The sequence below is a fragment of the Caldicellulosiruptor changbaiensis genome (genome assembly GCF_003999255.1).
GTDB lineage: Bacteria > Bacillota > Thermoanaerobacteria > Caldicellulosiruptorales > Caldicellulosiruptoraceae > Caldicellulosiruptor > Caldicellulosiruptor changbaiensis.
The window spans coordinates 759,252-785,600 of record NZ_CP034791.1 but is presented as its reverse complement, the minus strand read 5'-3'; the positions used below and the strand labels follow the sequence as shown (position 1 = coordinate 785,600).

Genomic DNA, 26,349 nt, shown 5'->3' with positions numbered 1-26,349 from the left:
TTTGAATTTTTAGATGTTCAAGTTATAATTTTATCACTAATTGAATCTATATTCAAACAAAAATCCGCTCAAGACAATCTTCGTCTTGAGCGGGGGCAGTGATGTCTCATCAATTTTTTCTTTTGTCACTCATTTTTTTAATATTCTGGTTCAATCAGACCATATGCGCCGTCATTTCGCTTGTACACCACATTGACTTTATCAGTGTCCTGATTTAGGAAGACAAAAAAGCTGTGTCCCAAAAGGTTCATCTGCAGAATTGCCTCATCAACGCTCATAGGCTTTATTGGAAACCTCTTTGTCTTTGCAATCTTAAACTCACCATTTTCCTCTTGATTTGTCTCTTGCTGAGCTTCTTCTTCAAACGTCATATATCTTAAAGACTCTGCATCCTTTGCCCTTTTTGCAATCTTTGTTTTAAACTTTCTTATCTGCCTCTCTAAACTGTCAACAACCAAATCTATTGCACTGTACATGTCATTACTCGCTTCTTCAGCTCTTAAAATCATGCCATAAAATGGTATTGTCACCTCAACAATGTGCCTAATCTTCTCAACGCTCAATGTCACATGCACATCACAGTTCATTTTAACATACCTTTCAAGTTTTGAAAGTTTCTTTTCAATCCTATCTTTTAGTGCATCTGTTACCTCTATGTTCTTGCCGCTAATTATAAAGTTCATCATATTGACCATCCTTTCTATGTAGAAAGTTTTGTTTTGTTATTATATATATACCACCCATTTTGAATTTTCTACACAAAAATTTTATCCACAAAAATGTACACAATCCACAACAGCCAAATATCCTTTCTGTTAAAAATATCCTTGTGGATAATGTGGATAACTCTGTGGATAGTATATTTCCCAAAGGATATAACCTGTTGAAAAAGTGACTAAAAACAATAAAAGCGCATACCTTCTTTTTGGCATGCGCATTTTTATACAATTAAATCTTGTTTTTTACAAACTGGACAATCTCAGTTGATTTCGGCGGGCAGCCTGAAATTGAAATATCAAAATTTTTCGTGCAGCTTCCAATTCCAATTCCATCGATGCCTTTTCCCTTAAAACCTTGGCCTATGCAAAGTTTTTTCTCAATCTTTCTAAGATACCCTTCTTCATCTAATCTCATAAGTGCACTTATCAAGTTTGCATAGCAAACAGAACATGCATCCCTCTCATCAATGTATTTTGCATACTTGCCGACAATAGATGATTTTCTTGAAGCTAAGCGTGGCTTTTTTTCAGGATTTATTTCTATCAGATTATAACCTGTTGTCTTACCAATTCCTAATTTTTCAGCAAGCTTTATGTATTCTATATCATAAGGATTGTATCCCAAATTTTCTGCAGCAAAACTGTCGATGAGAACTGGGTCAAAACCAAGCGCAATAAAATCCTTTTCAACAGGATTCCCACCTTCTTCAAAGTCAGGGTCTGGCATGAGGCTATCTACAATGATCAAATGTGTTTTTATAGCCTTATTAAGATATGCAATTGGTTTGTGAAGCCCCAACGTGTGAAATCGTCTCTTTTCACTGTCTGGAATCAGTCCTTTTAAGTTCTTGAGCGCACAAGTCAGCCTTGTCTGGCAGTGACCTTTCAAAAGAGGGACATTTATTAAATAGTCGTATTCAAATACACTTTTACAGACGTTCAGTTCATACCCGTCAACGTTTACCTTTTTAACTAGGTCATCTTTTGTGTCAATTAGCTTTACACCATATTTTTTTGAAATCTCGCTATATCCACACACCTCAAACGCTCTTTTTGTAGATGCTCCAAGCCACGCACCTTCTAAAATTGTAATATTGTCATGTCCATTTTCTTTTAAGTACTCAATTATCCCTTCAACTATCTGAGGATTTGTTGTCGCACCAGAGGTATATGGTTTTGCAACCACTAAGTTTGGTTTTATTGCAATTTTTGAATTTCTTGGAATGTATTTATTTACATCAACGTAGTTTAGTAGGTCCTTTGTCATTGACTTTGCATCTTTGCCGTAAATGATATAAATGTTATTGTTCAACCTATTTCCTCTCCTTATTCTTTTATAGTAATCTCTGTATCAGGGAAGATACTTTTGAGCTTGTTCATAATCTCTTCATCAGATTGAGGTTCTTGTTTAGCTTTTGAACTGTTACTATTTACCTCTACTTCAACCTCGCCATCATACCCTACAACCTTTTTTAGAACAGACTTGAAATAATCAAGATTCCTTTTTAGAAGCTCTGCAAAGACGCTGTCTTCTTCTTTAAAACAGATTTTAAGGCCATTTTCAAACTTAATGCTTGCACTTTGCAGAACCTGCGAAAGTCCAGGCTTTTCTTCCTTTACTGCTTCTTTTACTTCAGCCCATCTTTCTAAAACTTCAGAAACATCTGCATCTGGAAGGAGCATTTTCTCTTTGTTGACTTCAGAGGACCCTGATTTCTCACCCGCTGCTGTGGATAATGAAAGAGTTTTTTCTGTTTTTAAACTTTGAAGTAGACTCGGATTTTCTAAAATCTGTGAAAGTTTTATTTCAAGTTTTTTTACCCTTTCATTTAGTCCTTCAAATGATGTGTCCATCTGCATATCACAAAGCTTAATTGTGTTTATTTCAAGCAAGACCTTTGGAAACCTTGTCCATCTTATCTGGTTTGCAGTGTCAATTAACATCTTTATAACAGACACAATTCTATTTGAATCAAGGAGGTTAGAAAGGTTTGTTACAAAGTTCTTGTCCTCATCCATCATGTCAAGCAAAACGTTCTGGGTACCTAAACGTAAAATCAAAGCATTTCTCAGCATTTTTATGCTCTCTTCTAAAAATGTATTGACATCCATCCCCTCGTCCCAAAGTCTGTTTACCACTCTCAAACCCTTGTTAGAGTCATTCTCGACAATTGCATTCAAATACTCTTTCACAATTTCTGTTGAGGTAACGCCCAGTAAGTTTGCAACAAACTTGTATGATATATGCTCATCAGAGGTGTTCACACATCTCTCTAAAATTGTAAGGGCATCTCTTAATGCTCCCTCTGCTTTTTGAGAAATAAGATATAGTGCTTGGTCGTCAATTGAGATTTTTTCAAGCTCAACAACCTTTTTGAGCCTTTCATATATATCCTTTACAGAAATTCTCTTGAAATCAAATCTCTGGCAGCGAGACAAAATTGTAGCTGGCACCTTTTGTATATCTGTTGTTGCTAAAATGAAAAGAGCATGGGCTGGGGGCTCTTCAAGCGTTTTTAAAAGTGCATTGAAAGCCCCTGTTGAGAGCATATGAACCTCGTCTATTATATATACTCTTTTTTTGCACATTGAAGGTGGGTATCTAACCTCATCTCTTATCTGTCTTACATCGTTTACGCTTGTGTTGGATGCTGCGTCTATCTCCAAAACATCAAGTGTCTTTTCATTTAAAATACTCTGGCAAACATCACATTCATTACAAGGATTCCCATCCTTAGGATTGACACAGTTTACTGCCCTTGCCATTATCTTAGCGGTGGTTGTCTTGCCAGTGCCACGCGGCCCTGTAAAGATATATGCATGGGCAACCTTGTCTTGTTTTATTTGATTTTTCAGTGTCTTTGTTATATGCTCCTGGGCAACAACATCCTCAAACACTTTTGGTCTGTATTTTCTATATAGCGCTATATGCATAAGCCTTCACCCTTGTCATAATTGATTTTTCAAAAATTTTTTTCTCAGACAATTGTAAACTCTATCTGCCTCAAAGCTACATTTGCGGAAATTACCCTTACTTTTACCTTGTCTCCTATTTTATATACCTTTTTTGACTTTTCTCCTATTAGCTGATATGTCTTCTCGTTAAAGACATAATAATCATCTTCTAACGAACTCACTCTTACAAGTCCTTCTATAGTGTTTTCAAGCTCAACAAAAAAGCCGAAAGGTGTGACGTTTGAAATAATACCTTCAAAAACCTGACCGATCTTGTCTGTCATAAACTCTACTTTCTTGAGTTCAACTGTTTCTCTTTCTGCCTCTTCAGCTATCTGCTCTCGCTGTGATGTCCACTTTGCTATCTCAGGCATCTTGCGGCGAAGTCTTTCTGCTTTCTTTTCTGTCATCTTTCCTTTTAGAACATCTTTCATAATCCTGTGAATTACAAGGTCAGGATATCTTCTAATAGGTGATGTGAAATGGCAGTAATAATCTGTGGAAAGACCAAAGTGTCCAAGATTTTCTTCACAATATCTTGCTTTTTTAAGCGAGCGAAGACAAAGTGTGTGAATTACCCTTTCTTCTGGCGTACCCCTGCTCTGCTCTAAGATTGCCTGCAATGCTTTTGGGTGAATCTTGTTGGAAATTCCTTTTAGAACATACCCCATGTTGTATATAAACTCAGCAAACTGGTAAATCTTTTCTATGTCTGGCTCTTCATGAACCCTGTACAAAAATGGTACATTTAGCCAGAAGAAGTGATTTGCAACTGTCTCATTGCAGATAAGCATAAACTCTTCTATTATTTTGTTTGAGATTGTGAGCTCATACCGTCTGACGTCAATTGGTTTGCCGTTTTTGTCAAGGATTACCTTTGTTTCGTCAAAGTCAAAGTCCAAAGCCCCTCGTTTCATGCGCTTTTCACGCAAAATTAGTGCAAGTTCACGCATCAGCTCCAAGTCTTCTCTTATGTGTTCATACCTTTTTAGAAGGTCTTTGTCCTCTTCTTTAAGTATCTTTGTAACATTTGTGTATGTCATTCTCTCCTTGCTTCTTATAACACTTTCAAATATATCATGCTTTACCACATCGCCATTTTTGTCTATTTCCATTAGAACAGAAAAGGTAAGCCTATCCACATTTGGGTTGAGAGAGCAAATTCCGTTTGACAGCTTGAAAGGAAGCATTGGAATTACCCTGTCAACAAGGTAGACGCTTGTACCACGTCTGAAAGCTTCTCTGTCAAGGTGCGTATTTGGCTTTACATAATGACTGACATCTGCAATGTGAACACCCAGTAGATAGTTGCCGTTTGGAAGTTTTTTAATTGACACTGCATCATCAAAATCCTTTGCATCCTCACCGTCAATTGTAAAGATTGTCCAGTCTCTTAAATCAACTCTTCCTTCAATTTCCTCTTCTAAAACAACATCTGGGATATTCTCAACCTCTTTTAAGACCTCTTTTGGAAATTCTTCATCTAATTCGTACTTTTTAATGATTGATAATATATCTACTCCTTTTGCATTTTCATATCCCAAAATCTCAACAATTCTTCCTTCAGGGTTCCTTCTCTTTTCAGGATACCTTGTAATCTCAACAACAACCTTTTGCCCTGTCTTTGCTTTGTTTTTCCCGCTCTTTGGAATATATATGTCATAGGTTATTCGCTGGTCATCTGGAATCACAAATCCAAAGTTTTTGCTATCTTCATATCTTCCAACAACCTTTGTAATTCCTCTTTTTAAAATCCTTTCCACATACCCTTCAACTTTTTTGCCTTCAACAGGTAAAGAAAGTGCTTTGACAAGTACTCTATCGCCATGCATAGCCCCGTTCATGTTCTCTGCTGAGATATAGATGTCAGGGATATTAGGATTGTCAGGAACCAAAAATCCAAACCCGCGCGGATTTACTTCTAATACACCAACAAAAAGGTTCATCTCCTCAGCAAGGCCATATCTTCCGCGCTTTGTCCTCACAATTTTTCCTTCCTGCTCAAGCTCATCAAGAATTCTCTTTAGTAAAAGTTCGTCTTTTTCATACCAACCTAAGATATCTAAAATTTCAGAAAACGTCATTGGATGATAGCTTTCTTCGCGGATTAAACTCCAAATCTCTTGTTTTTTCTCTTCAAATCTTGTTTTTTTCACAGAACATCTCACATCCTCTTTTTTTAAAAGTTTATTCTACAACCCAAGCTCTACACTTATTTTCTGCATGGCATCTAAAGATATTCTTAAAAACTCCTCAAGCTCAAGCCCAAGCTCAGAACATGCCTTCATCTGGCTTCTATTTGCCCCTTTTGCAAAGCTTTTCTCATTAAACCTGTTCATTAAAAATGGTACTGTCACATCAGAGAGCTTTTTTGATGGTAGAATCAACGCACCTGCAACAATAAACCCTGAAGTTGGGTCAACACAGTAAAGCGCTTTATCCATAAGACTTAAACGGGGAAGACCATGTGCGTCGTTGTGAACTTTTACTGCATACACAATGTCTTTGTCAAACCCTAAATCCTCTAATATTTTTGCACCAACTATACTGTGTGAGCTTGGGTCATTTTTTGTCTCCTCATAATCTATGTCATGGACAAGCCCGCATATTCCCCATTTATCCATATCCTCTTCAAAATAGCATGCAAGCCCTCTCATAATAGCCTCACATGCCAAGCAATGTTTAAGCAGGTTTGGTGTTTTAATTCTCTTCTTAACTTCTTCAAGTGCAATATCGCGTGTTATGCTCATAATAAAATTTTCCTGGTCAACTAAACTGTGCAAAACTGCACGAGTTTAGCGGCTGGGGTATTTATAGTCCGCCTTTCAAGCTTTCCCAGCCCCAGCAGGCGGTATTTGGGAAAGCCATAGCCCCTGCCCCAAGAAACAGGAACTCACGCCGAATCTCGGTTCCCCCACTTGCCCTGAAACCAATATCGATTTCAGGACAGACATGTCACGCAATATCCTGTCAGGGGAAAGTGGCGTTACCACCGCTACCCTGAGAACTCGCCAGAGATTGTGACCTTTACCACAGGTACCAGAACTTGTTCCACCCAGAGACCCTGATACCTTCCCCGGCTCACTCTCAGAGCTTTGTATCATCCGCATCACATTCTCAATCTCCTTTATCTGCTTCCTCCTCAAAATTACATTCTTCACCGTTTTGCTTACATACTCTTTTAGTTCTTCTAAACTACTTCTATCGAGCAATCTCAAAAACTCCATATAGTTTGACGGTATCCTCTCCTTCAGTCCAAGCCCCCTTCTTGCTACTACGTATGCTGCAGCTACGTCCTTTGTCACCATAAACTGCGGCGTGTACTTCAAAATCCCTATTACAGAACTGTATGCAGGGTCTACTTCTATAACCTCTACACCTTCTCTCTTTGCTAAAAGTTTTACCTTCTCCAAAAGTGACCTGTACCCAAAATAATGTCTTATCCGTCTTGATTTTCTACCTGAAAAATCTCCTCTTCTTCCTCTGTCTTTCATGTCCAGTCTTTCAATCACAACAGCTTTTCTCTTATTCTTTTGCTATTTTTACAATCTCATGAGCATACTGCCACCTGTAATACTCTCTTTTATCAAAGCTGCCACTTTCAAGCTTCTCAAGTGGTATTTCCCCATATCCAAGAAACTGTCCCTGATCATCTGTTTCTACCCATGCAACATTCTTTGGATATGCATTAGTGTCTATCCCTATAACTCCATTCGCTCTCGTTATTGCAGGTTTTGGGAAAACTTCCTCAATAGCAAAGTAGGCATATACTATACCACTTTTAAGTTTCAGCTCAGCAGAATAAGACTGTCCAGAAATACTTATCGCCTCAAGAAGTTGATTTTCTATCAATGTACCTTCCATCTTTTATCTTCCATCCAGGCTGTATTCTCGCATATACATACTCCCTTTCTCCTACGTTGATTCTAAGTCTTGTACAATCTTCGTCTATCTCAATCCTTGTATTGAGATTACCTTTCTTGCTCCTGTCTCCTCTTGAATACAGATTCCCCTTTCTTTTCTCCTGCCACTTAAGTTGAAGTTTCCTATATTGTTCGCCGTTTATATGTCGCTTCCTTAGTTTTTCAAAAAGCTGCCTGCCACCAAAAATGACCTTCCTGGGATTTTCGCCTCTTTCTTTGCAGGAGGTCAAAATACTTTTTGCTTTCATTATTGCATCATCCACGTATCGGGAATTAAGATTGAAAATCCCCTGCAGCTCTCTTTTGAGTTCATTTCTTGTGTGACCTTCAAGTAACCTCTTGTATGCATACCTCATGCATGATGACCATCTTCTCATAAGGTCCAGGACTTTTTGTTTATCTTCCCTGCTTTCAAAAATTAGCTTGGCCTGAACTGTTACCATGCTTTTTTGCACCTCTGTTACCATAAATCCTTGCTGCAAAAGATGTTACTATCGCTATTAAATCCTCTGCCAGTTCCTTGTTTATGTCTTCTTCGTTTTCTTGACCGTTTAGCACTATAAGTTCTACTCCATAGCTTTCCATAAAAAATTTGAGATATTCAAACCCAAACCTTGCAAGTCTGTCAGGATTCTCCACTACAACTTTTTCAACTTCTCCTCTCTTAATCTTGTTCAAAAGTTTCAACAGTCCCCTTCTGTTCTCGTTCACCCCACTCGCTATCTCAAATATAGTCTCATATTGCCACCCTTGAGAATTGGCATATTCTTCAAGTCTTCTTATCTGATTTTTAAGGTACTCTTCTTGCTTTTTTGTTGATACCCTTGCATACAAAACAACGGTTGGCTTTGCTTTTTCCTCTATCATACCCAGTAGTTTTTCTATGTCTTCTTTTTTATACCTTCTTCTACCCTTTGGGGTTCTAACAGGGGTAATTAACCCCTCTTTCTCCCAGTTTATAAGTGTCCTTCGACTGATTGAGTATATTTCTTTTACTTTTTGCATACTTAATAACATCTATCATCACCTAATTAAAATTATACCCTTTTGCATAACTATTTTCAACTGTTGCTGCCTTCTTTTGTAATTTAATTGTAAAAATATACCACGTATGATGGTTAAAATAAAAACCCAAGGTCGGCTACCAACCTTAGGTTTACTTTATTACTAATAGGTTGTTGAATAAAAAATATTACCAACAATACATAAAATAAACAAAAGTTATTGATTCCATTCATAAGCGAAAGAAAACTTCTTACCTTCTAACTTTCTAAGAAGTTGCTCAAATAGAAAAGTAATTAGTATCCAATCAATATACCTTTTATAATTTCTAAATCCCTTGAGCCTCACATTCTCAAGATTATATTCACCTTTTAATTTGCTAAATAGTCTTTCAATCTTTGTTCTCTGCTTGTATAGCTTTTTACCCTCTTCAGTTTCTAAAAATCTTATGTTCTTGCTTCTAAAACTATTGCTAACATTGTTTTTATTTTTCATGTTTCTTTTGTTTATCCCAGCAACAAATTTAACTTTAAGCTCATTTGCTATATTAAACCATCTGCTACAATCGTATCCCGCATCTGCTAATACAATCTCACAGCCAAAGCCCCATGCCCTATACAAAAGCTCTTCTTGTCTTGAGTCATGTTCATTTGCCCCTGTTAAAATCCAGAAAAGTGGTATTACTTCTTCTTTACCTGTACACAAAAGATGTAATTTGTATCCCCTGAAAAATCCTATTGTAATATGTATACCTATTTTTGCTTCTGAATCATTTTTGGCACTTCTCAGCGGCGTAGAGTCTACTATCGCTATACTCATATCAGGTTCTATCTTAGCTATTAATATGTCTTTTATATCTTGCATGTATTCTTTTTCTATTTTTCTTGACAACTTTGCAAAATATGAATAGTCCGGACTTTCTTCTATACCTACTACTTGCTTAAACTCTGTGTCTTGATTTATTCGATATTCTAATTCTCTGAAACTCTTTATCCCCTTTTTAACTTTATAAACCAAACAAGCTATTATCTGAAACAGATTAAATTTCCTCGGTCGTCCCCTTCTATTTTGCTTTATCTTCCTCGATAAAACTTCAGTAACCTTTTTTATTACAAAAAGCAGCTTTAAAAATTTCTTATTTTGTGCTTTAATATTCTTAGTCATCTTTTTCCCCCTTGTGTTTTGTTGTGGTTTTCTCTTAAATTAAAATTATAACACAAGGGGGCTTTTTTCTTTTGTTACTATGTTTACTCTATATGGTTATTTCTTTTATTCAACAACCTCTTATTACTAAGAATAAAAGTATTGATACAACAAAGAAAGCCGCTGCGATTATCCATGTGTATCTTCCAAGCATAGCATCAAGTGTTCTTCCCTTGTACTTTCCAAAAAATGTCTCAGCACCACCTGCAATTGACCCAGAAAGCCCTGCGCTCTTGCCTGACTGCAAAAGCACAACAATTATAAGTGCAATTGCTAAAAGAAGCTCTAAAACGGTTAGAATTATTTTGGCCATCGTGCTTTAAAACCTCCTAAAAAATTTTGTATTGACTTGTAAAAATTACAGGTTAAATTATAAATCCACTTCTCTGCATTTTGTCTCAACAAGTTTAATTTGACCTTCCTTGTCCTCACCTAAAAGCAAATCACACATCTCTTTTGCCTTAGCGTTTGTGAGAAAGATATCTTCTACTTTTCTTCCATCTTTGTATTCAATCTTAACATAGAAGACTTTCAATACATTCACCTTCCTTGCAAAAAGCCATAAAAACCATATTAAAATTATACCACAAGATAAGAAAAATTCAATCAAAATAAAGAACTTTACTCCAAATACTCCCCAACAAAAACCTCCTCAGCAGGGCCGGTCATGAAGACTGTATCATCATCCTGCCACTGTATCTCAAGAGTTCCAAAATAAAGGTGGACATTTGCTTTTCTTTCTGTAAGTCCATTCAAGTTTGCTGCTATCACAGATGCACAAGATCCAGTGCCGCATGCAAATGTTGCACCTGCTCCTCTTTCCCAGGTTCTCACCTTTATATTATTCTTGTCAATCACCTGAACAAAGTTGACATTTGTCTTTCTTGGAAAAGCCTCATGCTTTTCTATTTTTGGTCCTAAAGTATAAATGTCCACCTTTTCAACATCATCAACAAACAAAATAGTGTGCGGAACACCCATCAAAAGAGATGTAATTCTGTATTCATTGCCATCAACTACAATAGATGTATTTATGGCATCACTTTCTGGGTCACCTTGCATTGGTATATCTTTTCTTTTAAAGCTGGGCTTTCCCATATTCACTTTAACTTTATCAACAAGGCCATATTCGTTTACAAAAAGCTCTGGCTCAATTATGCCTGCCAATGTCTCAACTTTGAATTTAGTGGCTTTCACAATTCCTCTTTCATATACATATTTTGCAAAACACCTGATGCCATTTCCACACATCTCAGCTTCAGACCCATCAGAATTGATAATTCTCATCCTGATGTCAGCAATATCTGAATTTAATACAAGCAGCAGACCATCTGCACCAACTCCAATGTGTCGATGACACATCCTCTTTGCAAGCAAGTTATAATCTATATCCTCTTTACCTCTTGTATCTATCACAATAAAGTCATTTCCAAGCCCGTGCATTTTTGAAAAAAGCATAACATTTGCTACCTCCTTTTAAAAACTTTTAGTTTCTCAGCGAAATTACAGGTGGTGGAACTCTTCCTCCACGTTCAATTAGCCTTTTTGGTGAACTTTTGTTGATACTCATCACCTTTGATCTTCCCAAAAGCCCACCAAAGTTAACCTCATCTCCTTCTTTTTTACCATATGCAGGAATTACGCGCACAGCAGTTGTTTTGTTGTTGTAAATGCCTATGGCAATCTCATCTGCAATCATAGCAGAGATAACTTCAGCTTCTACATCACCTGGCACAACTATCATATCAAGACCAACAGAGCATACACTTGTCATTGCCTCAAGTTTTTCTAAAGAGAGTGCCCCTGCCTCTACTCCCTTTACCATTCCAGAGTCTTCTGATACAGGAATAAATGCCCCTGAAAGTCCACCTGTGAAACTTGCCGCCATAGCGCCACCTTTTTTCACAGCATCGTTCAAAAGTGCTAAAGCAAACGTAGAGCCATACCCGCCAACCTTTTCAAGTCCCATCTCTTCAAGTATCTCTGCAATGCTATCACCAATTTTTGGTGTTGGAGCAAGAGATAAATCAACAATACCCATTGGGATGTTTAGCCTTTCTGATGCATACTTTAAAACAAGCTGACCAGCCCTTGTTATCTTAAATGCCATCTTTTTTATTGTCTCATAGACCTCATCAATTGAAGCATCTTTTTTTCCTTCTAAAGCCCTTTTTACAACACCAGGGCCTGAGATTCCTACATTTATTGCGCTATCTCCCTCGCCAGTCCCATGAAACGCACCTGCCATAAATGGATTGTCATCTGGTGCGTTTGCAAACACAACAAACCTTGCACATCCGAAACTGTCTTTGTCCTTTGTTTTTTGTGCAATGTCTTTTATTATATGCCCAAGATGGGCAATCACATCAAGGTTAATACCTGACCTTGTTGTACCAACGTCAACCGAAGAACACAGCCTATCTGTTGATGCCAAGGCATCTGGGATAGAAGATATGAATTTCTTTGTATTTTCATCATAGTTCTTGTGAACAGAAGCAGAGTAGCCACCTATCAGGTCAATCTCAAGTTCTTTGGCAATCTCATCAATGGCAAGCGCAACCTTTAAAAGGTCTTCATATGAATAAGAAAAGGTCAAAAGTGAAATTGGTGTTAGCGCAACCCTTCTGTTGACAATCGGTAGCCCAAACATATCCTCTATCTCATTTGCCACATTTTTGAGATTCCCAGCATATTTTATAATCTTTTTTCTCATGTTATCAATAAACCTCTGGGGAATGTCAGAGCTACAATCAAAAAGGCTTATCCCTACTGTGATTGTTCGAATATCCAAATTGCTTTGCTTTACCATATTAATGGTCTCAATTATCTCCTGTGATGTGAACATTCTGCTTTCATCTCCTCAAAAACAAAAATTACTATATCCTGTTTATGTTATTGAAAAGGTCTTCGTGCTGCATATTTACATCAACACCTATTTCCTGCCCTTTCTTTATGAGAAGGTCTTTCAGTTCAGAAAACTTCAATTTGCACTCTTGTAGGTCAACAAGCATTATCATAGTAAAAAACCCCTGCATAATTGTCTGGCTTATATCAAGAATATTTACATTGTTCTGAGCAAGTAAGCTCGAGATTGCTGCAATTATACCAACTTTATCCTTACCAACAACTGTTATTATTGCTCTCATGTTTCTTTTCCTCCAAAAGTTTTTATGATAAAGATTTTTGAATTTCAAAGCCTTTCTAAAACTTCACTGTACTCAGGAATTGCAGGAATAGCACCTTTTTTGGTTGCACACAGAGCACCTGCTATGTTCGCTTTTTTTACAATATTCACAATTTCATCTTCTGATAGATTTTCAACTGGCAAAGACTTTGAGATCTCATGTAAAAACATGCCGACAAAACAATCTCCACATCCAGTTGTGTCAACAACATCAACCTTTATTGTATCAACAAAATATGACTTTCCTTTAAAGAAAACCATGCTACCCTTTTCACCGAGTGTCACAAGGAAAATCTTTACCTTGTCTTTTATTCTATTATAAAAGTTATCTGCACCCTTTTCATATAACAAAACCTCTTCCTCGGACATTTTCAGAATATCAACAAAACCATTTTCAACAGGTTCAATCATGGTCTCTAAAGCCTTTTTTTGGCTTTCCCACAGGCTACTTCTGTAGTTTGGGTCATACGAGATTGTGCTACCGCTTTGTCTTGCAATCTTTAAAAGCTCTAACGTGGTTCTTTTGTTTTGTTCATATGTCATTGAAAGTGAGCCAAAGTGAAATATATCAGCTGACTTTACGATATTCATATCAATATCTTCCACTCTCAGGTAAACATCTGCACCATATTTTCTTGAGAACGAAAAAGACCTTTCACCCCTGCTATCAAGCTTTACAAACGCAAGTGTCGTAAAATATTCATCTGTTATTTTAACATTTGAAATGTCAACACCACAGGCAGAAAGGCTATCTATAATCATTTTTCCAAACATGTCATTCCCAACTTGTGAAATTAAATAGGACGTTCCTCCAAACTTTGAGATAGCCGCTGCAACATTTGCCGGTGCACCACCCGGGTTTGCTTCAAAAAGGTTTTCTTTTACATTCAAAAAATCTATCAAAACCTCTCCGTAGCAGACAACTTTCAAAAACTAGTAGCCCCCTTTTCTTTGAGTATAACATTATTATAGAACATTTAGTGTTCATAAGTGAAGAAAATATAGAGGATAAATAAACCTTGTGAGAAGCCTTTTAATATACTCTTTTAGCATTCTTCTTAAAAGTTCTTCACAGAAAAAGTGTAAAAATTTTTATAGCATATTAAAAAACAAGGGGCTCTTCTGCCCCTCTCAAAAGATCTCAATATCATGCACACTATCAATGCTTATATTCTTTACCTTCTCCTTCTCAAACACATCCTTTACCCTCTTTGTAACTATTAAAGATACACCACCAAGCAGGTTAAAATCACTGCCGTCCCAGTCCTCAGGCTCAAAATACCATCCAAACTTCCTTATCTTCTTAGTCCCATTTAGCCTCTCCTCTACTACCTCTCGATATAAATCCCTCCTTCTTCTCAATATATTGCTCACAACACTTATTCCCCAGTAACCTTCGCTTATTACGCCCTTCTTCTTATCCTTTATCACTACCTTAAATTTCCTCCACCCCGTAAACCCATACCTCTCCAAAATCCCTATCACCCTGCCCGTCACTACCAGTATACCACTTCCTGTGGTAAGAACATCTGATAACCTTTTATTCCTTATCCTCCAAAACTCTATCGCACCTTCTTTTTCCACAATCTCATGCCCTCGTCTTAATATCTCTAAATATTTACCACTTAAATAGTCTTCCTGTCGCATTTCTACTTGCATTGAACGCCAACTAGGTATAAGATGATAAAAATTGTCATAAAAGCTAAAATCTAACCCTTGTAAACCCATATCTGCTCGCTATCTCCCTTCCTTTTTCTATCACTTCAATTATATCAATATCTTCTATCCTGTTTCCGTGTTTTTCCTTCAAATCGTCCATTTCTTTAAACCATACTTCATTATAATCATACTTTTTCTTCAAATGGTCCTTTGCATCCCACAGCCCCAAAAACCTCACATCGTGGACATTCAACCCCGCTCTTTTAAATATCGATTCATAAAGACCACCTTCCCCAAATAAACTCTGTGGAAATATGTGGTGAACTTGATATGCCTTGTTTGCCAAATCCTTTATGTTATCCATACCCAGATATTTATACAAACAATCTCGATAGTTGGATTCTTTGAAAGCACTCACACCCAGCGACTTTGCCAGCTCATCGCTGCTATTTATAAAATATACTAAATCTTCTTTATTTTTTATCTCTCTTGCATTTTTAAAAATCCTTGCAAGTCTTCTTTCGGCATTCTCCAACCCCTCGTGAATGCTCAAATAAACTGCCTCTCTGCCATACTCTTCTGATAATTCCATCAGTTTTTTGTAATGTGAGTCTATATAGATATTTAATCCTTGGGTAAAAAATTCGCCTATCTTATTATACAGTCTTCCTGCCGCTGATATTTCAGAATTCGACAATTTCCTGCAAATTTTTTCGGCAAACTCAGGTGAATATTTCGCAACAGAGTCCCTGAATTCTTTACTTGAATTTTTCTCTATTTCATCCAAATATTTAAGCCACTTTTCAATATCATCTGCTCTTCTTATATCATTAGCATTTAAAGTTAAAAACAGTAACCTTTCAACTTTCTCGATACCTGGAATCTCTTCGCCAGTTATGATGTCTTCGCCTGCTAATATTTCTATGATATCTTTAATACCACAAGGATCTAATAATCCTAAAATAGCTGAAAATAGAGTTTCGCTTGTTGATGCTCCCTCAAATTTTACGATAGGCTCTATGGTTTCTAAAAACCGTGTATGTCTATCTACAATAACCTTAGGATTTACTTGGCGTAAAATTGAGCAATATTTGTGCCCTTCAAATACACAATCATTTATAAATACTATTGTTTTGTGATAATAAGCATGTATTCCAATGCTATTGTTTCTAAATGCACAGGATAAAAATAGAATGTTTTTTGAGCCTCTTTGCAGTGTTCTAAATGCCGGTTCATCTTTGCTGTTATTGCAGTTTTCGAATATACATTCATCAAACCTCAAATTTGCATCCTTGCTGTCAACTATAACAGGGGCACTATAAAATATGCTCTTATTTATCCTGACAGGTTTGATATTTGCGCAAAGCCACAGCCCGGCTGTTGAGCAGCTATGGAATGTGGTATTTGAAATCCAAAGCTGGGAACCCTGCGGAGAACAAACCGGGCTTACATATATACCCGTCTTCACATTCTTAAGTGTGCAACCATCTATCTTAACATATCCCTTGTGTCCTATGCTTAAAAAACCCGCAAATGAAGAAAGCTCTATATTCGTAATTTCGCATCTGGGTTGGTTACCACACTCCATTGGGGCTACTACCGCAAAAATGGTCATTCTTGAAGTATATTCTCTAATTGCTTTGAGTGTATTAGACTTTAATGAATTATTTGGATTTCCTATTTTCACATAAGTTTTTTTGTTAGGTCCACCTATTTTTAAGGAGCCGTAAACTTTAAACAATTCAGGGTATTTGCTGTTAACATAAATGGTTGAGCCCTCACAAATTATTAACTCTTCATCCGGTTCAATCAGAAGTTTTTCATCATTTCTTGAGCAAAAAACTATGTTTTTATTCAACATTGTAACTTTGCTTCTTTTTCTGGAATTATTTAAAGTTTGCTGCTTTTTGTAAAGAGAGCATGTTGTTGTTAAGATTACATCCTCAACTGTGTTTCTTTTCACATAAAGCGGAAGTTCTTCTCTTAAATAGAGGACTGCTTCTTCATAGTCACATCCCCACAAAGTTGTTTCAGTGTTAGGATCAAAAGCTTCATCACCAGGAAATAGATAAAACTCAACACTATCACTCAAACCATCTTCATCGCTATCAACAACAACCGGATTTGTCCCTGCTTCTATTTCCTCAAGATCGCTCAAAAGGTCGCAGTCGGTATCAAAATCGATAGGAGATGTTTTGTATTTAAGCACCTCATCGTAATCTGAAAGTCCATCCTCATCACTATCAACTTTGGTAGGATAGCTCACAAAATCCCAAATTTCTAAATTTTTCAGCAATCCACCCCATGGAAGTTCCAGTGTTATTTTCTGGGAGTTCTTTAGCTCCTCAGAGTCAGCAAGTCCATCTCCATCAGTGTCGGTAACACTGTCGTTTAAATCTGGAGCTTTTTTAAGTTTGATTATATCCAGATTGGACAAAACAATCCAGCTGCCATCATTGACATATTGGTTTGCTAAATCAATTAACTTTTCAAGTGTTGAAGAAAAGTCAGAATAGATGTCTGCAAAAATACCTTTTGTTTGGCTGGAAAAAGCAGAATACAATTCTTCAAACGACGTATTACTTACAACTGAAACAATAATATTATCACTTTTGAGTCTTTCTATTATCTCATCTGCTGACTTTATTCCAAACCTGTTCTCAAGCTTGTAGTTGGCATCTGTTAAAACAACTATGAATTTTGTGCTGTTTTCTCTAAAGCCAAGCAACCTTGCAGTTTCAAGAGCATCAATCAGCGTCTCAGGTGTATCGCCACCACCATCAACTTTTATACTTCCGAGTGCATTTTTGAAGTCATCTGCTGATGAGAAAAATCCATGACCTACTGTTGAATTTAGACCATCACATGTTATATCTTTGTATGTTACAAGCCCTAAATTTACACTAATATCTTTTGTTTTTAGCTTATCTACAAAATTGTTAATGTTTTGCTTGACAGCATCTATTTCGTCTGACATTGAACCTGTTGTGTCTATAACAAACACAATATCAGCCTGCCCGGAAGGTGAAACAGTCCCACTTTTTAAGCCAGTTATATCTAAATACTTCTTAAGATTTATAAGATAGTATACACTGAAATGATTTGTTTCAACAGTAATAGTTTTTGAACTCTCATTATATGTTGCCTTTGGTAAGCTAAACTTGCCGCCTTTGGTATCATAGCACACAACCGCAAAATGGCTCAGCTGCTCTCCCTTTAAAACAGTGTCATTTAACCTAAATTGAAGCTGGGCTACTTCAAACGGTTCAAAACATTCAATTTTAAAAGGTTCTCCTACTATAAAGCCATTTGCAAAAAATGTGGATGAATTATAAACTTTTTGAACAACAACACTGTTGACTATTTCACCCTTTGCTTTTATCTTGAGTCCAAAGTCAACCTGTTCATTTTGATTAACACTTCTTAGCCTTTCGCCTGACACAACTTGGTAGATACTTTCTTCTCCATCAATTACGCCATTGCCGTCACTGTCTTTGCTAAGTGGATTTAAACCACTATCTACTTCTGTTTTATCAAACAAACCATCTTCGTCAGTATCTACTTTTATTGGATTTGTTTTTGAGATAAATATTTCATCATAATCACTAATTCCATCAAAATCTGTGTCTGAAAAAATTGGAGATGTAAAAGTTTTTTCTTCAGACAAATTATCAAGCTTATCATTGTCAAAATCTTCTTTGGAATCAATAATGCCATCACTGTCAGAATCAGAAATGAGTGGGTCTGTTTTCGAAATTTCAAGTTCAAAATAATCACTCAGTCCGTCATTATCAGAATCCTTAGAAAGTGGATTTGTGCCAAGCTCTGCTTCATAGCTATCTTCAAGCCCATCTCGGTCACTATCCTGCACTTTGGGGTTCAAACCCTGCATGTTCTCTTTTTTGTCATTTATGCCATCAAAATCGCTGTCGAGGTTGCGAACATCTACTATTTCTTCGTTTGAATGACTCTCTCCAAAGCTGTTGTAAGCATACACCACGTAATAATATCTGCCATTTTCATAACATGTTGTATCTACAAAACTTGTATTTTTTGTCTTTGCTATTTCCTTGTAATTCTCTTCAGTTTCTGCTTTTCTCTTTACAACATAATATTCAGCATTGCAAACTTCATCCCACTCAAGATAAACATCTCCATAGACACTGTCTGCCATAAGAACAAATGGATACGGATACTTGTCGTGGACAACAATCCTGCAAACATCAAAACTTCCTGTCTCAGGCAGATTTGCCTTAACCCTTGTCTCTCCTACTGAAACTCCTTTTACATTGCCCTGTGAGTCCACCTCAGCAATATTAGGATTTAAGCTAATCCACTCAATCTTGCCTTTATACCCTTCAGGTTCAATTATATATTCTATCTTTCTGCTTTTGCCAATCTCCACATCCAAACGAGTCTTTGCAAAAGAAATCTGATATGGCACACCAGACTCTACAACTGTGACTTTACATACAGCTTTATATCCTCCATCCTTAGTTTGTGCAATTATATTTGTGGTTCCGGCTGCAACTCCTGTTACCATACCTTTTTGGTCTACTTCGGCAATTGAAGGGTTTTCGCTGCTAAAAATTACTTCTTGATTATCCGCCCACTCTGGAATAACTTTAGCAAATAAATATAAACTCTCACCTATTTCAATTTCCATTTCCTTCGGCTCTAAGCTGATGCCACAAACTTTTTTTGAGAATATCTGTATGTAATTTAAAACTGTCTTTGAATGACCGTGAAAAGATGTGCTGAGTGTAAGGTATTCATCATTTAAAATTACTCTCTTTTTTATCTGCTGAAATTCACCTCTTTTGAGTTTCAAATTTAAACAGAACTCCTGCCCTTCTACAATAACTGTGTTACATGTGTCCTTATTTGCACTCCCCACACTTATTACAACATCATAAGCTCCATTGGGAAGTTTTATCTGCCATTTATTGTTATGTTCTAATATCACGCCGGTACCAACAAGAGGTCTTTGCAGGCATTATCCCTGAAGGTTTTCGCCTTCTTTTCAAATCCAAAATCAAGCCCGAATTGATTTGAAAAAACTTCACCACTGTCTGGTATAAAACCTTCTGTTAAAATATTATTTTGTCCTTTTATATACGGCTGAAAATTAATGGATATAAGAGAAGAGTTAAAATCTAAATTTGCAGCCTCTTTGTAAGCTATAGCCCTTTTTTCTTTTCCCGAAATGTTTTTTATCTCCCAAATCACCCTGTCACCAGTAAATAATGTTGAAAAAGCAGTTGCATGTTTCCCCGGTTCGAATCTGTAAATACAGTCATCTTTTTTGATATCCCCAAGCAGTTTAGAGTGCCCTTTCGGAAGTATTATTGTATTCTTATTCGGATTTTCATATCCCCATGTTGCTTTATACTGGTTATTGTCAAGCCTCTCAACTTTTGTCACAAATATCGAGATGTCTTTTAGAAGTTTATCTGAACACGAAAAAGCTTGATAGGAAAGCAAAATTGAAATTAAAAAAGACAAGAGCATAATAAAAGATATTACTCTTTTTGGCATCCTCTATCCTCCACTATTTTTTATTTTTATAATATCATATCCAGTTTATTTTTGTAAATATAGCTTGAAACAAATTAAAACTTAAGGTATGATGAAAATATGTAAATACTCGAAAGAGGTGAAAATAAATAATACATGCTTTTTAATGTTTTCTTCCAAAAATATGTTGAGGTTTTATCTGGAAAAAAATATAATAACGGTTTGTTCTATGTTGAGTTTCTTGAAAAAGAAATAGAAAATACTCAGCTGGAAATTTACCAAAAAGTATATTATGGTTCTGTAAATAAAGTTTTAGGATATTACATTCCTGACAAGCAGATAGGTTTTTTAAGAATTAAAATTGAAGCAGTTTTGCAATTTATGCTTGAAATTTTAAAACTTGTTTACCAAAATGGTTTCACAATAAGTTCAGAAAAAGAACTTGCCCAAGTTGTTTATATTATTTTACAAACTATTTATTCTCGCTTCGAATTTTACCACTTCTGCGATGTTTTTGCTAGAATAAATAACTGTAGTCGAATATGGCAGAAAGAAGAAGCTTTTGCTATTGCTTATTCTTATAATTTGATTATTGAAGAGAAAAAGAGTATTAAATTTCTGAAAAGAATGAACAAAAATCTTTTTGAATTTTTGATTGACAAGCTGTTCAATTACAGACCTGTAGAAAGCAATTACGACTGGTATGGATATACTAACAAAAATACTTTTGACAGTGCTTTCAGAAATTATATATATAGTGACAATCCGCATGCAAAAACAGTGGCAGTTAATTTATTCTTCCCTGATTCCTTTTATGGTTTATGCGCTGGTATGAGAAGAAAACGAATAGAAATATGGAGCCCTAATGAAGTCTTTTTACTTGCTTGTAAAGAAATTAACAAAGTTTTGAAAGAATCCCCAATGACCTTTGAAATTTCTTATTTGAATATGTTACTTAAAGAGTTTGCTCGTTCTTATCTGGGTGAAAACATGTTTAAATGGCAAGATGAAGGATTTATTATTGATAAAAAGAACGGTTATTTAATTATCGACCCTGCTTCGATTGCTCTTTATTTTCAACTTCCAATTGAGATATTTAACAAGGTTAAATATGATAGTTTCTGTTATGCGAGAGCAAGAGTAGACTTAAATAGTGAAGAAGTGAAAGACAGTAAATATCTTTATTTTGTATTTATGTTAATACGAAAAGCTTCCACTTTGCACTATATCAAAGTTTTGTCACACAGTCTTTATGAAGTTGAAAAAAGGAAACATAAAAATTGAGAATAAGAAAATTATTTGCTTTTCGAAGTATTAATATTCTAATGTCCTAAATTTAACTTTTTTATAAAATTTAATATTGTTAAAGGCCATTTTGTTTTGGCAATTAGAGGAAATTGACAGGTGTTAATCGTTAAACGAAATTAAAAACTTTGGACAATACCTCTGTTTCTCGAAAAGTAGTTTGCTGTTGATGTCATGTTTTTTCACTTTCGACATTTTAAGTTTTCAGAATTCCAAGTTTAGTAAATCCAAAAAAATTGGTGCACAGAAAGTCTTATCTGTGCACCGAAAATATTTTTATTTAAGTAAAGGGGGTCTTTCAGTTAAATATTTTTCCCTTTTTGTATTCTTTCATACATCAAAAACCTCAAAATGTAATACAATTTAAACAAGGTATATCCTCCTTATAGAATTCCCAGTTCCACATCCCTTCAAAACTTTAACGAAAACCTATTTATACCATCAACAAAAAGGAGGTATTATTACAGGTTTGCTACCTTGACAGGTTGTTCGAACAAACCTCTTTTTACCTCTGTAGTTGTCATGTGGCTTGCTTTGAGCATCTCTGTGATGTAGTTGCAAGCCTGCCATGGGTCAACCCTCTCACCACATGTAAACACATCTACAGCTGCATACCCAAGTTCTGGCCATGTATGAATTGTCAAATGTGACTCTGAAATTACTACAACCCCGCTCACACCCTGTGGTGAGAACTTGTGGAACGCTACCTCTCTTACTTCTGCACCTGCCTTGAGTGCTGACTCTACCATTATCTTTTCAATTAACTCGCGGTTGTTGAGTACTTCCTTGTCACAACCGTACAGCTCCGCAATAATGTGCCTGCCCAATGCGTGCATCTTCTCTACCTCCTTCTTGGAATTTGCTATTTTCAAGTAACAGAATTTATTTTAGCAAAATTTTTTCAAAAGTCAATATATTTTTTAAAAAAATATCATTTTCCTTTAAATTTTTAAATTAGCCCTCGTTTTCTTATTAACTTATAAGATTTTCTTTTTTTTATGCTATTATATGCATGAAATTTTTAAAACTCAACATTGAATACTTTTTCAACAGCATGTGCAAAGCCATTATTGTCACAGCTCAAAGTTATAAAGCTTGCTACCTCTTTTAACTTCTCTGTTGCATTTTCGACTGCAACCCCAATCCCTGCATATTCAATCATTGAAATGTCATTGTCACCATCACCTATTGCCATTATTTCATCTCTTTTGAGGTTATAATATTGCGCTAAAAATTTCAAAGCATTTCCCTTAGAAACATTAATATCAGTGAACTCCAAGAAAAAAGGCTTAGAAAACATAATGTTAAACTTTTTTGAAAACTCAAGAGGTAAGCTCTCTTTTAACTTTTGAAGCCTTTCATGCTCATCAAAAAACAAAACCTTTGTAACAGGTCTGTCTACAAACTCTAAAAAATTGTCCACCTTCACAGGCTCAAGACCCGTCAGGTTTTTGTAATACTCTACCTTCTCATTAAATACCTCAACATACCAGACATTGTCAATGTATATGTGAACATGTATATTCTCTTCTTTGGCAAGCCTTATAAGCTCTTTTGCATCATTTGGCTGAATCTCACATCCATATAACTTTTTATCGTCTTTTGGGTCGTAAACTAAAGCACCTTGATAAGTTATCATGGGATAAAAATTTTCAAGGTCATAGGCAATCTTTTTCACAGAAGGATAAGGCCGACCTGATGCCAATATCAAAATTACATTGTTTTTCTTCAAAAATTCAATAGCCTTTAGATTTTTGGGAGTTATCTTCAGGTCTTTTGAAAGGAGACTATCGTCAAGGTCTGTTGCAACAAGCTTTATCATCTTACAAGCACTTCTCCCTTCCTTATTGTCTTTTGCAAACCTAATAAAAAACGGTTTGGATATCATACCACATCGGGCATCAATATCCAAACCTTCATAATTTCAGTCTTGCCCTAAAATATCACAACCATTTTTAACTTATTTCTGATGTACAAATATTACATTTCCCGTCATAAGCTTTGGATAAAAGTAGGTGGATTTTTGGGGCATTTTTTCGCCACTCAATGACACCTCTTTTAACTCCTCAGCAAGTGTTGGATTTAATATAAATCCGTATTTCGCTCCACTGTCAACTACATCAATTAACTCTTTATCTGACTTTGTGTACTTCAGATTTCTTTGGTGTAATATATCCTCATCAGTGATATTTAATACATCATTTAATACAAGTTTTTGCAAAACAACAACGTCAAGGTTTTTATACGCTTTGCTTCCCTCAACATTTTTCAAGGCTTTTTCAGGATCTTTTAGCTTTATTAAGTAGTAGTTTCTATTGTAAGTATACACTAAGAACGCATACTTTCTATATGCTGCAAGCTTTTCCTTTAAAGGCTCATACTTACCTTCCTCTATATCAAAGTTTTCCTTTAACCTTTCAATAAAAATATCCTCTTCAACATCTGTTGAAAGAACAATTCTGTGGGTTGGAAGGATTACTATACCTTCATCCTCTAACGCTGTCAATGTTATCATAATGTAGTTATAATCCGCATCCTTGCTATAATCTTCTTTTTGCATCATCTCTTTTTTATACTCCAAAGCAGTCTCATACCTGTGATGACCATCTGCTATGAAGATTTTCTTGTCAGAAAATAGCTTCTTGAGCTTATCTATTATATCATCATCTGATACAATCCACATTCTTTCAAATGTACCAATTCCATTGTAACTTATATCTTCCTTTTTTGCCTTGATACTGTCAAGTACTTGTTTTACATTGAACTCCTTGTCTTCATAAAGTCCAAAAATGCTGCTTATATTTGCGCGTGTGTGTTTAAGAAGATTAAGTCTTTCTTGCTTTGGTTTGGAAAGTGTAAACTCGTGAGGAATGACAATCCCTTCTTCAAAGCTAACAAGCTCAAGCAAAACTATTAAACCTGTCCTTTTGTATCGCCTGCCTTCTACTTCAAATTCCTGCTCAATTACATATACACTCTCTTTTTCATCAAATTTCAAAATTCCCTTTTGAATCCACTCATCTAAATACTTTTTTGCACGTGTGAACTTGTTGTTTTGTTCATTGTCACCTTCAAATTCTTTCCCAAATTCAACCCTTATAATGTTGTATTCACTCTTTTTATAAAGTTCCTCACGCTCGCTTTCTGAGATTATATCATAAGGCGGACAAATACAGTCATCTAACTTGACTTCAGGTGAATATCTCAAACCCCTAAAAGCTCTGATATTTGCCATCTTTTGCAAAACCCTTTCTTTTTCAGTTTTTACTTTTTGATAGCAACTTTTTGTAGTTTTGCCATTGTGACTCTCAAGATACCATCTGTATTTTTGAGCTTTTCAACCGCTTCATCTGGCAAAGCCCCATCAATCTCACATACCATAACAGCTTTTTCACCTTTTTTGTTGCGCGAAACCTGCATTGTAGCAATGTTAATTCCGTACTCCCCAACAATTGTACCAATTTTACCTATCATACCAGGCTTGTCAATATTTTGAATAAGGAGCATGTACTTTTCTGGCTTGAAGTCAACTTTGTATCCAAAGAAATCTATAATTCTTCCTTCATTGTTGTAAACTGTACCAGCAAGTTCTAATACCTTTTCATCTGTTGTAAACCTTGCAGTTATCATATTCTTGAACTTTCCGCCTTCGTGTGTTTTGCTCTCAATTACCTCAATGCCTTGTTCTTGTGCTAAAACTTGAGAATTTACATAATTTACAGTGTCCTGAACAGAAAACTCAAGATAGCCTTTCAAAAGTGCACGTGTGAGCCATGTTGTCATCTTTTCATCTATCTGTCCGCTATAGATAATCTCTATTTTCTTCGCAAAGGCTCTTTCTGCTTGGATGAAAATCTTGCCCATTGCTTCAGCAAGTTCTAAGTATGGCAAAATCTCATCAAGTTTTTCTTTCTCAAATGCAGGAAGATTGACAGCATTTTTTGCAATGCCACCTTTTAGCACTGCTGCAACCTCTTTTGCAACAGATACAGCAACATTCACCTGCGCTTCTTGAGTTGATGCTCCTAAGTGAGGTGTAATTACAACATTGTCAAGCTCCAAAAGTGGGTTGTAATAGTCCTGTTTCTCAAGCTCAAAGTTTGGCTCTTTCTCCAAAACATCAAGCGCTGCTGCTGCAACAATACCTTCTTTTATCGCATTGTAAAGGTCTTTTTCATTGATAACTCCACCGCGTGCACAGTTTACTATCCTAACACCTTTTTTCATTTTTTTGAATTCTTTCTCAGAAATTAAATTATAAGTCTCCGGTGTCTTGGGTGTGTGAATTGTTATAAGATCAGATTCTTTCAAGAGAGTTTCAAAATCTACCTTTTCTACGCCATATTTTTTGAACTTCTCATCAGAGACATATGGGTCATACGCAATAACTCTCATTCCGCACGCTTTTAGTCTTTCAGCCACCAACGCTCCAATCTTGCCAAAACCAATTATCCCTGCTGTTTTTTCGTAAAGCTCTACACCTTTGAACTTATTTCTTCTAAAATCTCCCTGTTTGCAGGACATATACGCCTGTGGAATGTACCTGAATATGCTGAATATAAGTCCGAGTGTGAGCTCTGCAGCCGCCATAATATTGCCATCTGGAGCATTGACCACAATTATACCTTGTTTTGTTGCAGCTTCTACATCCACATTATCAATTCCAACGCCTGCCCTTGCAATCACTTTTAAGTTCTTCCCGCACTTAATCATCTCTTCATTTACTTTTGTAGCACTTCTGACAATTAAAGCATCGTAGCCGCCTATAATGTTGCAAATCTCTTCGTGCGAAAGCCCTATTTTTTCGTCAACTTCAATTCCTTCATTTTTTAAAATCTCTATACCTTCTTTTGCAATCCTTTCTGTAACCAATACTTTCATT

At 36.0% G+C, this 26,349-nt stretch carries 21 protein-coding genes and 1 pseudogene; 1 reads left to right on the top strand and 21 read right to left on the bottom strand.

The genetic code is table 11. From position 1 onward, the window contains the following. Window positions 1-137: 137 nt before the first annotated feature. From hpf to ELD05_RS14310, 17 genes and pseudogenes are all read right to left on the bottom strand, one after another. On the bottom strand, window positions 138-683 hold the full coding sequence (hpf, locus tag ELD05_RS03635; protein ID WP_011916861.1) for a ribosome hibernation-promoting factor, HPF/YfiA family: 546 nt from the start codon (window positions 681-683) through the stop codon (window positions 138-140). A 265-nt stretch (window positions 684-948) separates the two neighbouring features. Next, window positions 949-2,031, bottom strand: a complete 1,083-nt coding sequence (locus ELD05_RS03630; RefSeq protein WP_127351394.1) for a DUF362 domain-containing protein — start codon at window positions 2,029-2,031, stop codon at window positions 949-951. 14 nt (window positions 2,032-2,045) lie between these two features. Then, on the bottom strand, window positions 2,046-3,653 hold the full coding sequence (dnaX, locus tag ELD05_RS03625) for a DNA polymerase III subunit gamma/tau (protein WP_127351393.1): 1,608 nt from the start codon (window positions 3,651-3,653) through the stop codon (window positions 2,046-2,048). Window positions 3,654-3,697: 44 nt separating this feature from the next. After that, window positions 3,698-5,830 (bottom strand): ribonuclease R, encoded by a 2,133-nt coding sequence (rnr, locus tag ELD05_RS03620; RefSeq protein WP_127351392.1) that lies wholly within the window; start codon window positions 5,828-5,830, stop codon window positions 3,698-3,700. Between the two features lie 36 nt (window positions 5,831-5,866). Then, window positions 5,867-6,424: an HDIG domain-containing metalloprotein gene (locus tag ELD05_RS03615; protein WP_011916857.1), complete on the bottom strand. Its 558-nt coding sequence runs from the start codon at window positions 6,422-6,424 to the stop codon at window positions 5,867-5,869. A gap of 75 nt (window positions 6,425-6,499) precedes the next feature. Beyond that, window positions 6,500-8,040, bottom strand: a pseudogene (locus tag ELD05_RS03610) (IS200/IS605 family accessory protein TnpB-related protein). Then, window positions 8,009-8,614 (bottom strand): IS607 family transposase, encoded by a 606-nt coding sequence (locus tag ELD05_RS03605; protein WP_127351391.1) that lies wholly within the window; start codon window positions 8,612-8,614, stop codon window positions 8,009-8,011. The pseudogene ELD05_RS03610 and the gene ELD05_RS03605 overlap by 32 nt, the downstream one beginning before the upstream one ends. 204 nt (window positions 8,615-8,818) lie before the next feature. Beyond that, entirely contained in the window at window positions 8,819-9,763 is a 945-nt protein-coding gene (locus tag ELD05_RS03600; protein ID WP_127350942.1) for a transposase, read from the bottom strand. A gap of 109 nt (window positions 9,764-9,872) precedes the next feature. Then, a complete protein-coding gene (gene secG, locus ELD05_RS03595; protein WP_127351390.1) occupies window positions 9,873-10,115 on the bottom strand; it encodes a preprotein translocase subunit SecG in 243 nt (80 codons plus the stop codon). A gap of 57 nt (window positions 10,116-10,172) precedes the next feature. Further along, window positions 10,173-10,346 (bottom strand): hypothetical protein, encoded by a 174-nt coding sequence (locus tag ELD05_RS03590; protein ID WP_241243601.1) that lies wholly within the window; start codon window positions 10,344-10,346, stop codon window positions 10,173-10,175. Window positions 10,347-10,423: 77 nt separating this feature from the next. Then, window positions 10,424-11,260, bottom strand: a complete 837-nt coding sequence (gene dapF / locus ELD05_RS03585; RefSeq protein WP_011916852.1) for a diaminopimelate epimerase — start codon at window positions 11,258-11,260, stop codon at window positions 10,424-10,426. A 28-nt stretch (window positions 11,261-11,288) separates the two neighbouring features. Next, entirely contained in the window at window positions 11,289-12,647 is a 1,359-nt protein-coding gene (locus ELD05_RS03580; protein WP_011916851.1) for a PFL family protein, read from the bottom strand. A 31-nt stretch (window positions 12,648-12,678) separates the two neighbouring features. Then, window positions 12,679-12,948, bottom strand: a complete 270-nt coding sequence (locus ELD05_RS03575; RefSeq protein WP_011916850.1) for an ACT domain-containing protein — start codon at window positions 12,946-12,948, stop codon at window positions 12,679-12,681. A 44-nt stretch (window positions 12,949-12,992) separates the two neighbouring features. After that, window positions 12,993-13,916 (bottom strand): carbohydrate kinase family protein, encoded by a 924-nt coding sequence (locus tag ELD05_RS03570; RefSeq protein WP_011916849.1) that lies wholly within the window; start codon window positions 13,914-13,916, stop codon window positions 12,993-12,995. A 201-nt stretch (window positions 13,917-14,117) separates the two neighbouring features. After that, window positions 14,118-14,714: a hypothetical protein gene (locus ELD05_RS03565; protein WP_039763725.1), complete on the bottom strand. Its 597-nt coding sequence runs from the start codon at window positions 14,712-14,714 to the stop codon at window positions 14,118-14,120. Beyond that, on the bottom strand, window positions 14,689-19,611 hold the full coding sequence (locus ELD05_RS03560; RefSeq protein ID WP_241243600.1) for an Ig-like domain-containing protein: 4,923 nt from the start codon (window positions 19,609-19,611) through the stop codon (window positions 14,689-14,691). The genes ELD05_RS03565 and ELD05_RS03560 overlap by 26 nt, the downstream gene beginning before the upstream one ends. Beyond that, the gene (locus tag ELD05_RS14310) at window positions 19,608-20,183 is read right to left on the bottom strand and encodes a hypothetical protein (protein WP_241243599.1); all 576 of its coding nucleotides are present in this window, start codon (window positions 20,181-20,183) and stop codon (window positions 19,608-19,610) included. Before ELD05_RS14310 ends, ELD05_RS03560 begins: the two co-directional genes overlap by 4 nt. 135 nt (window positions 20,184-20,318) lie before the next feature. Here ELD05_RS14310 and ELD05_RS03555 point away from each other — a divergent pair, with 135 nt between their 5' ends. Next, window positions 20,319-21,446, top strand: a complete 1,128-nt coding sequence (locus ELD05_RS03555; RefSeq protein ID WP_127351389.1) for a hypothetical protein — start codon at window positions 20,319-20,321, stop codon at window positions 21,444-21,446. 482 nt (window positions 21,447-21,928) lie between these two features. On the opposite strand, the gene speD is transcribed toward ELD05_RS03555, so the two are convergent. The 4 genes from speD to serA form a co-directional block, all read right to left on the bottom strand. Next, complete coding sequence (gene speD, locus ELD05_RS03550; protein ID WP_011916845.1) at window positions 21,929-22,303, bottom strand: adenosylmethionine decarboxylase; 375 nt, start codon at window positions 22,301-22,303, stop codon at window positions 21,929-21,931. 185 nt (window positions 22,304-22,488) lie between these two features. Next, entirely contained in the window at window positions 22,489-23,289 is an 801-nt protein-coding gene (locus ELD05_RS03545) for a Cof-type HAD-IIB family hydrolase (RefSeq protein WP_127351388.1), read from the bottom strand. Window positions 23,290-23,427: 138 nt separating this feature from the next. Beyond that, complete coding sequence (locus tag ELD05_RS03540; protein ID WP_127351387.1) at window positions 23,428-24,702, bottom strand: DUF1015 domain-containing protein; 1,275 nt, start codon at window positions 24,700-24,702, stop codon at window positions 23,428-23,430. Window positions 24,703-24,731: 29 nt separating this feature from the next. Then, window positions 24,732-26,348: a phosphoglycerate dehydrogenase gene (gene serA, locus ELD05_RS03535; RefSeq protein ID WP_127351386.1), complete on the bottom strand. Its 1,617-nt coding sequence runs from the start codon at window positions 26,346-26,348 to the stop codon at window positions 24,732-24,734. Window position 26,349 lies beyond the last annotated feature (1 nt).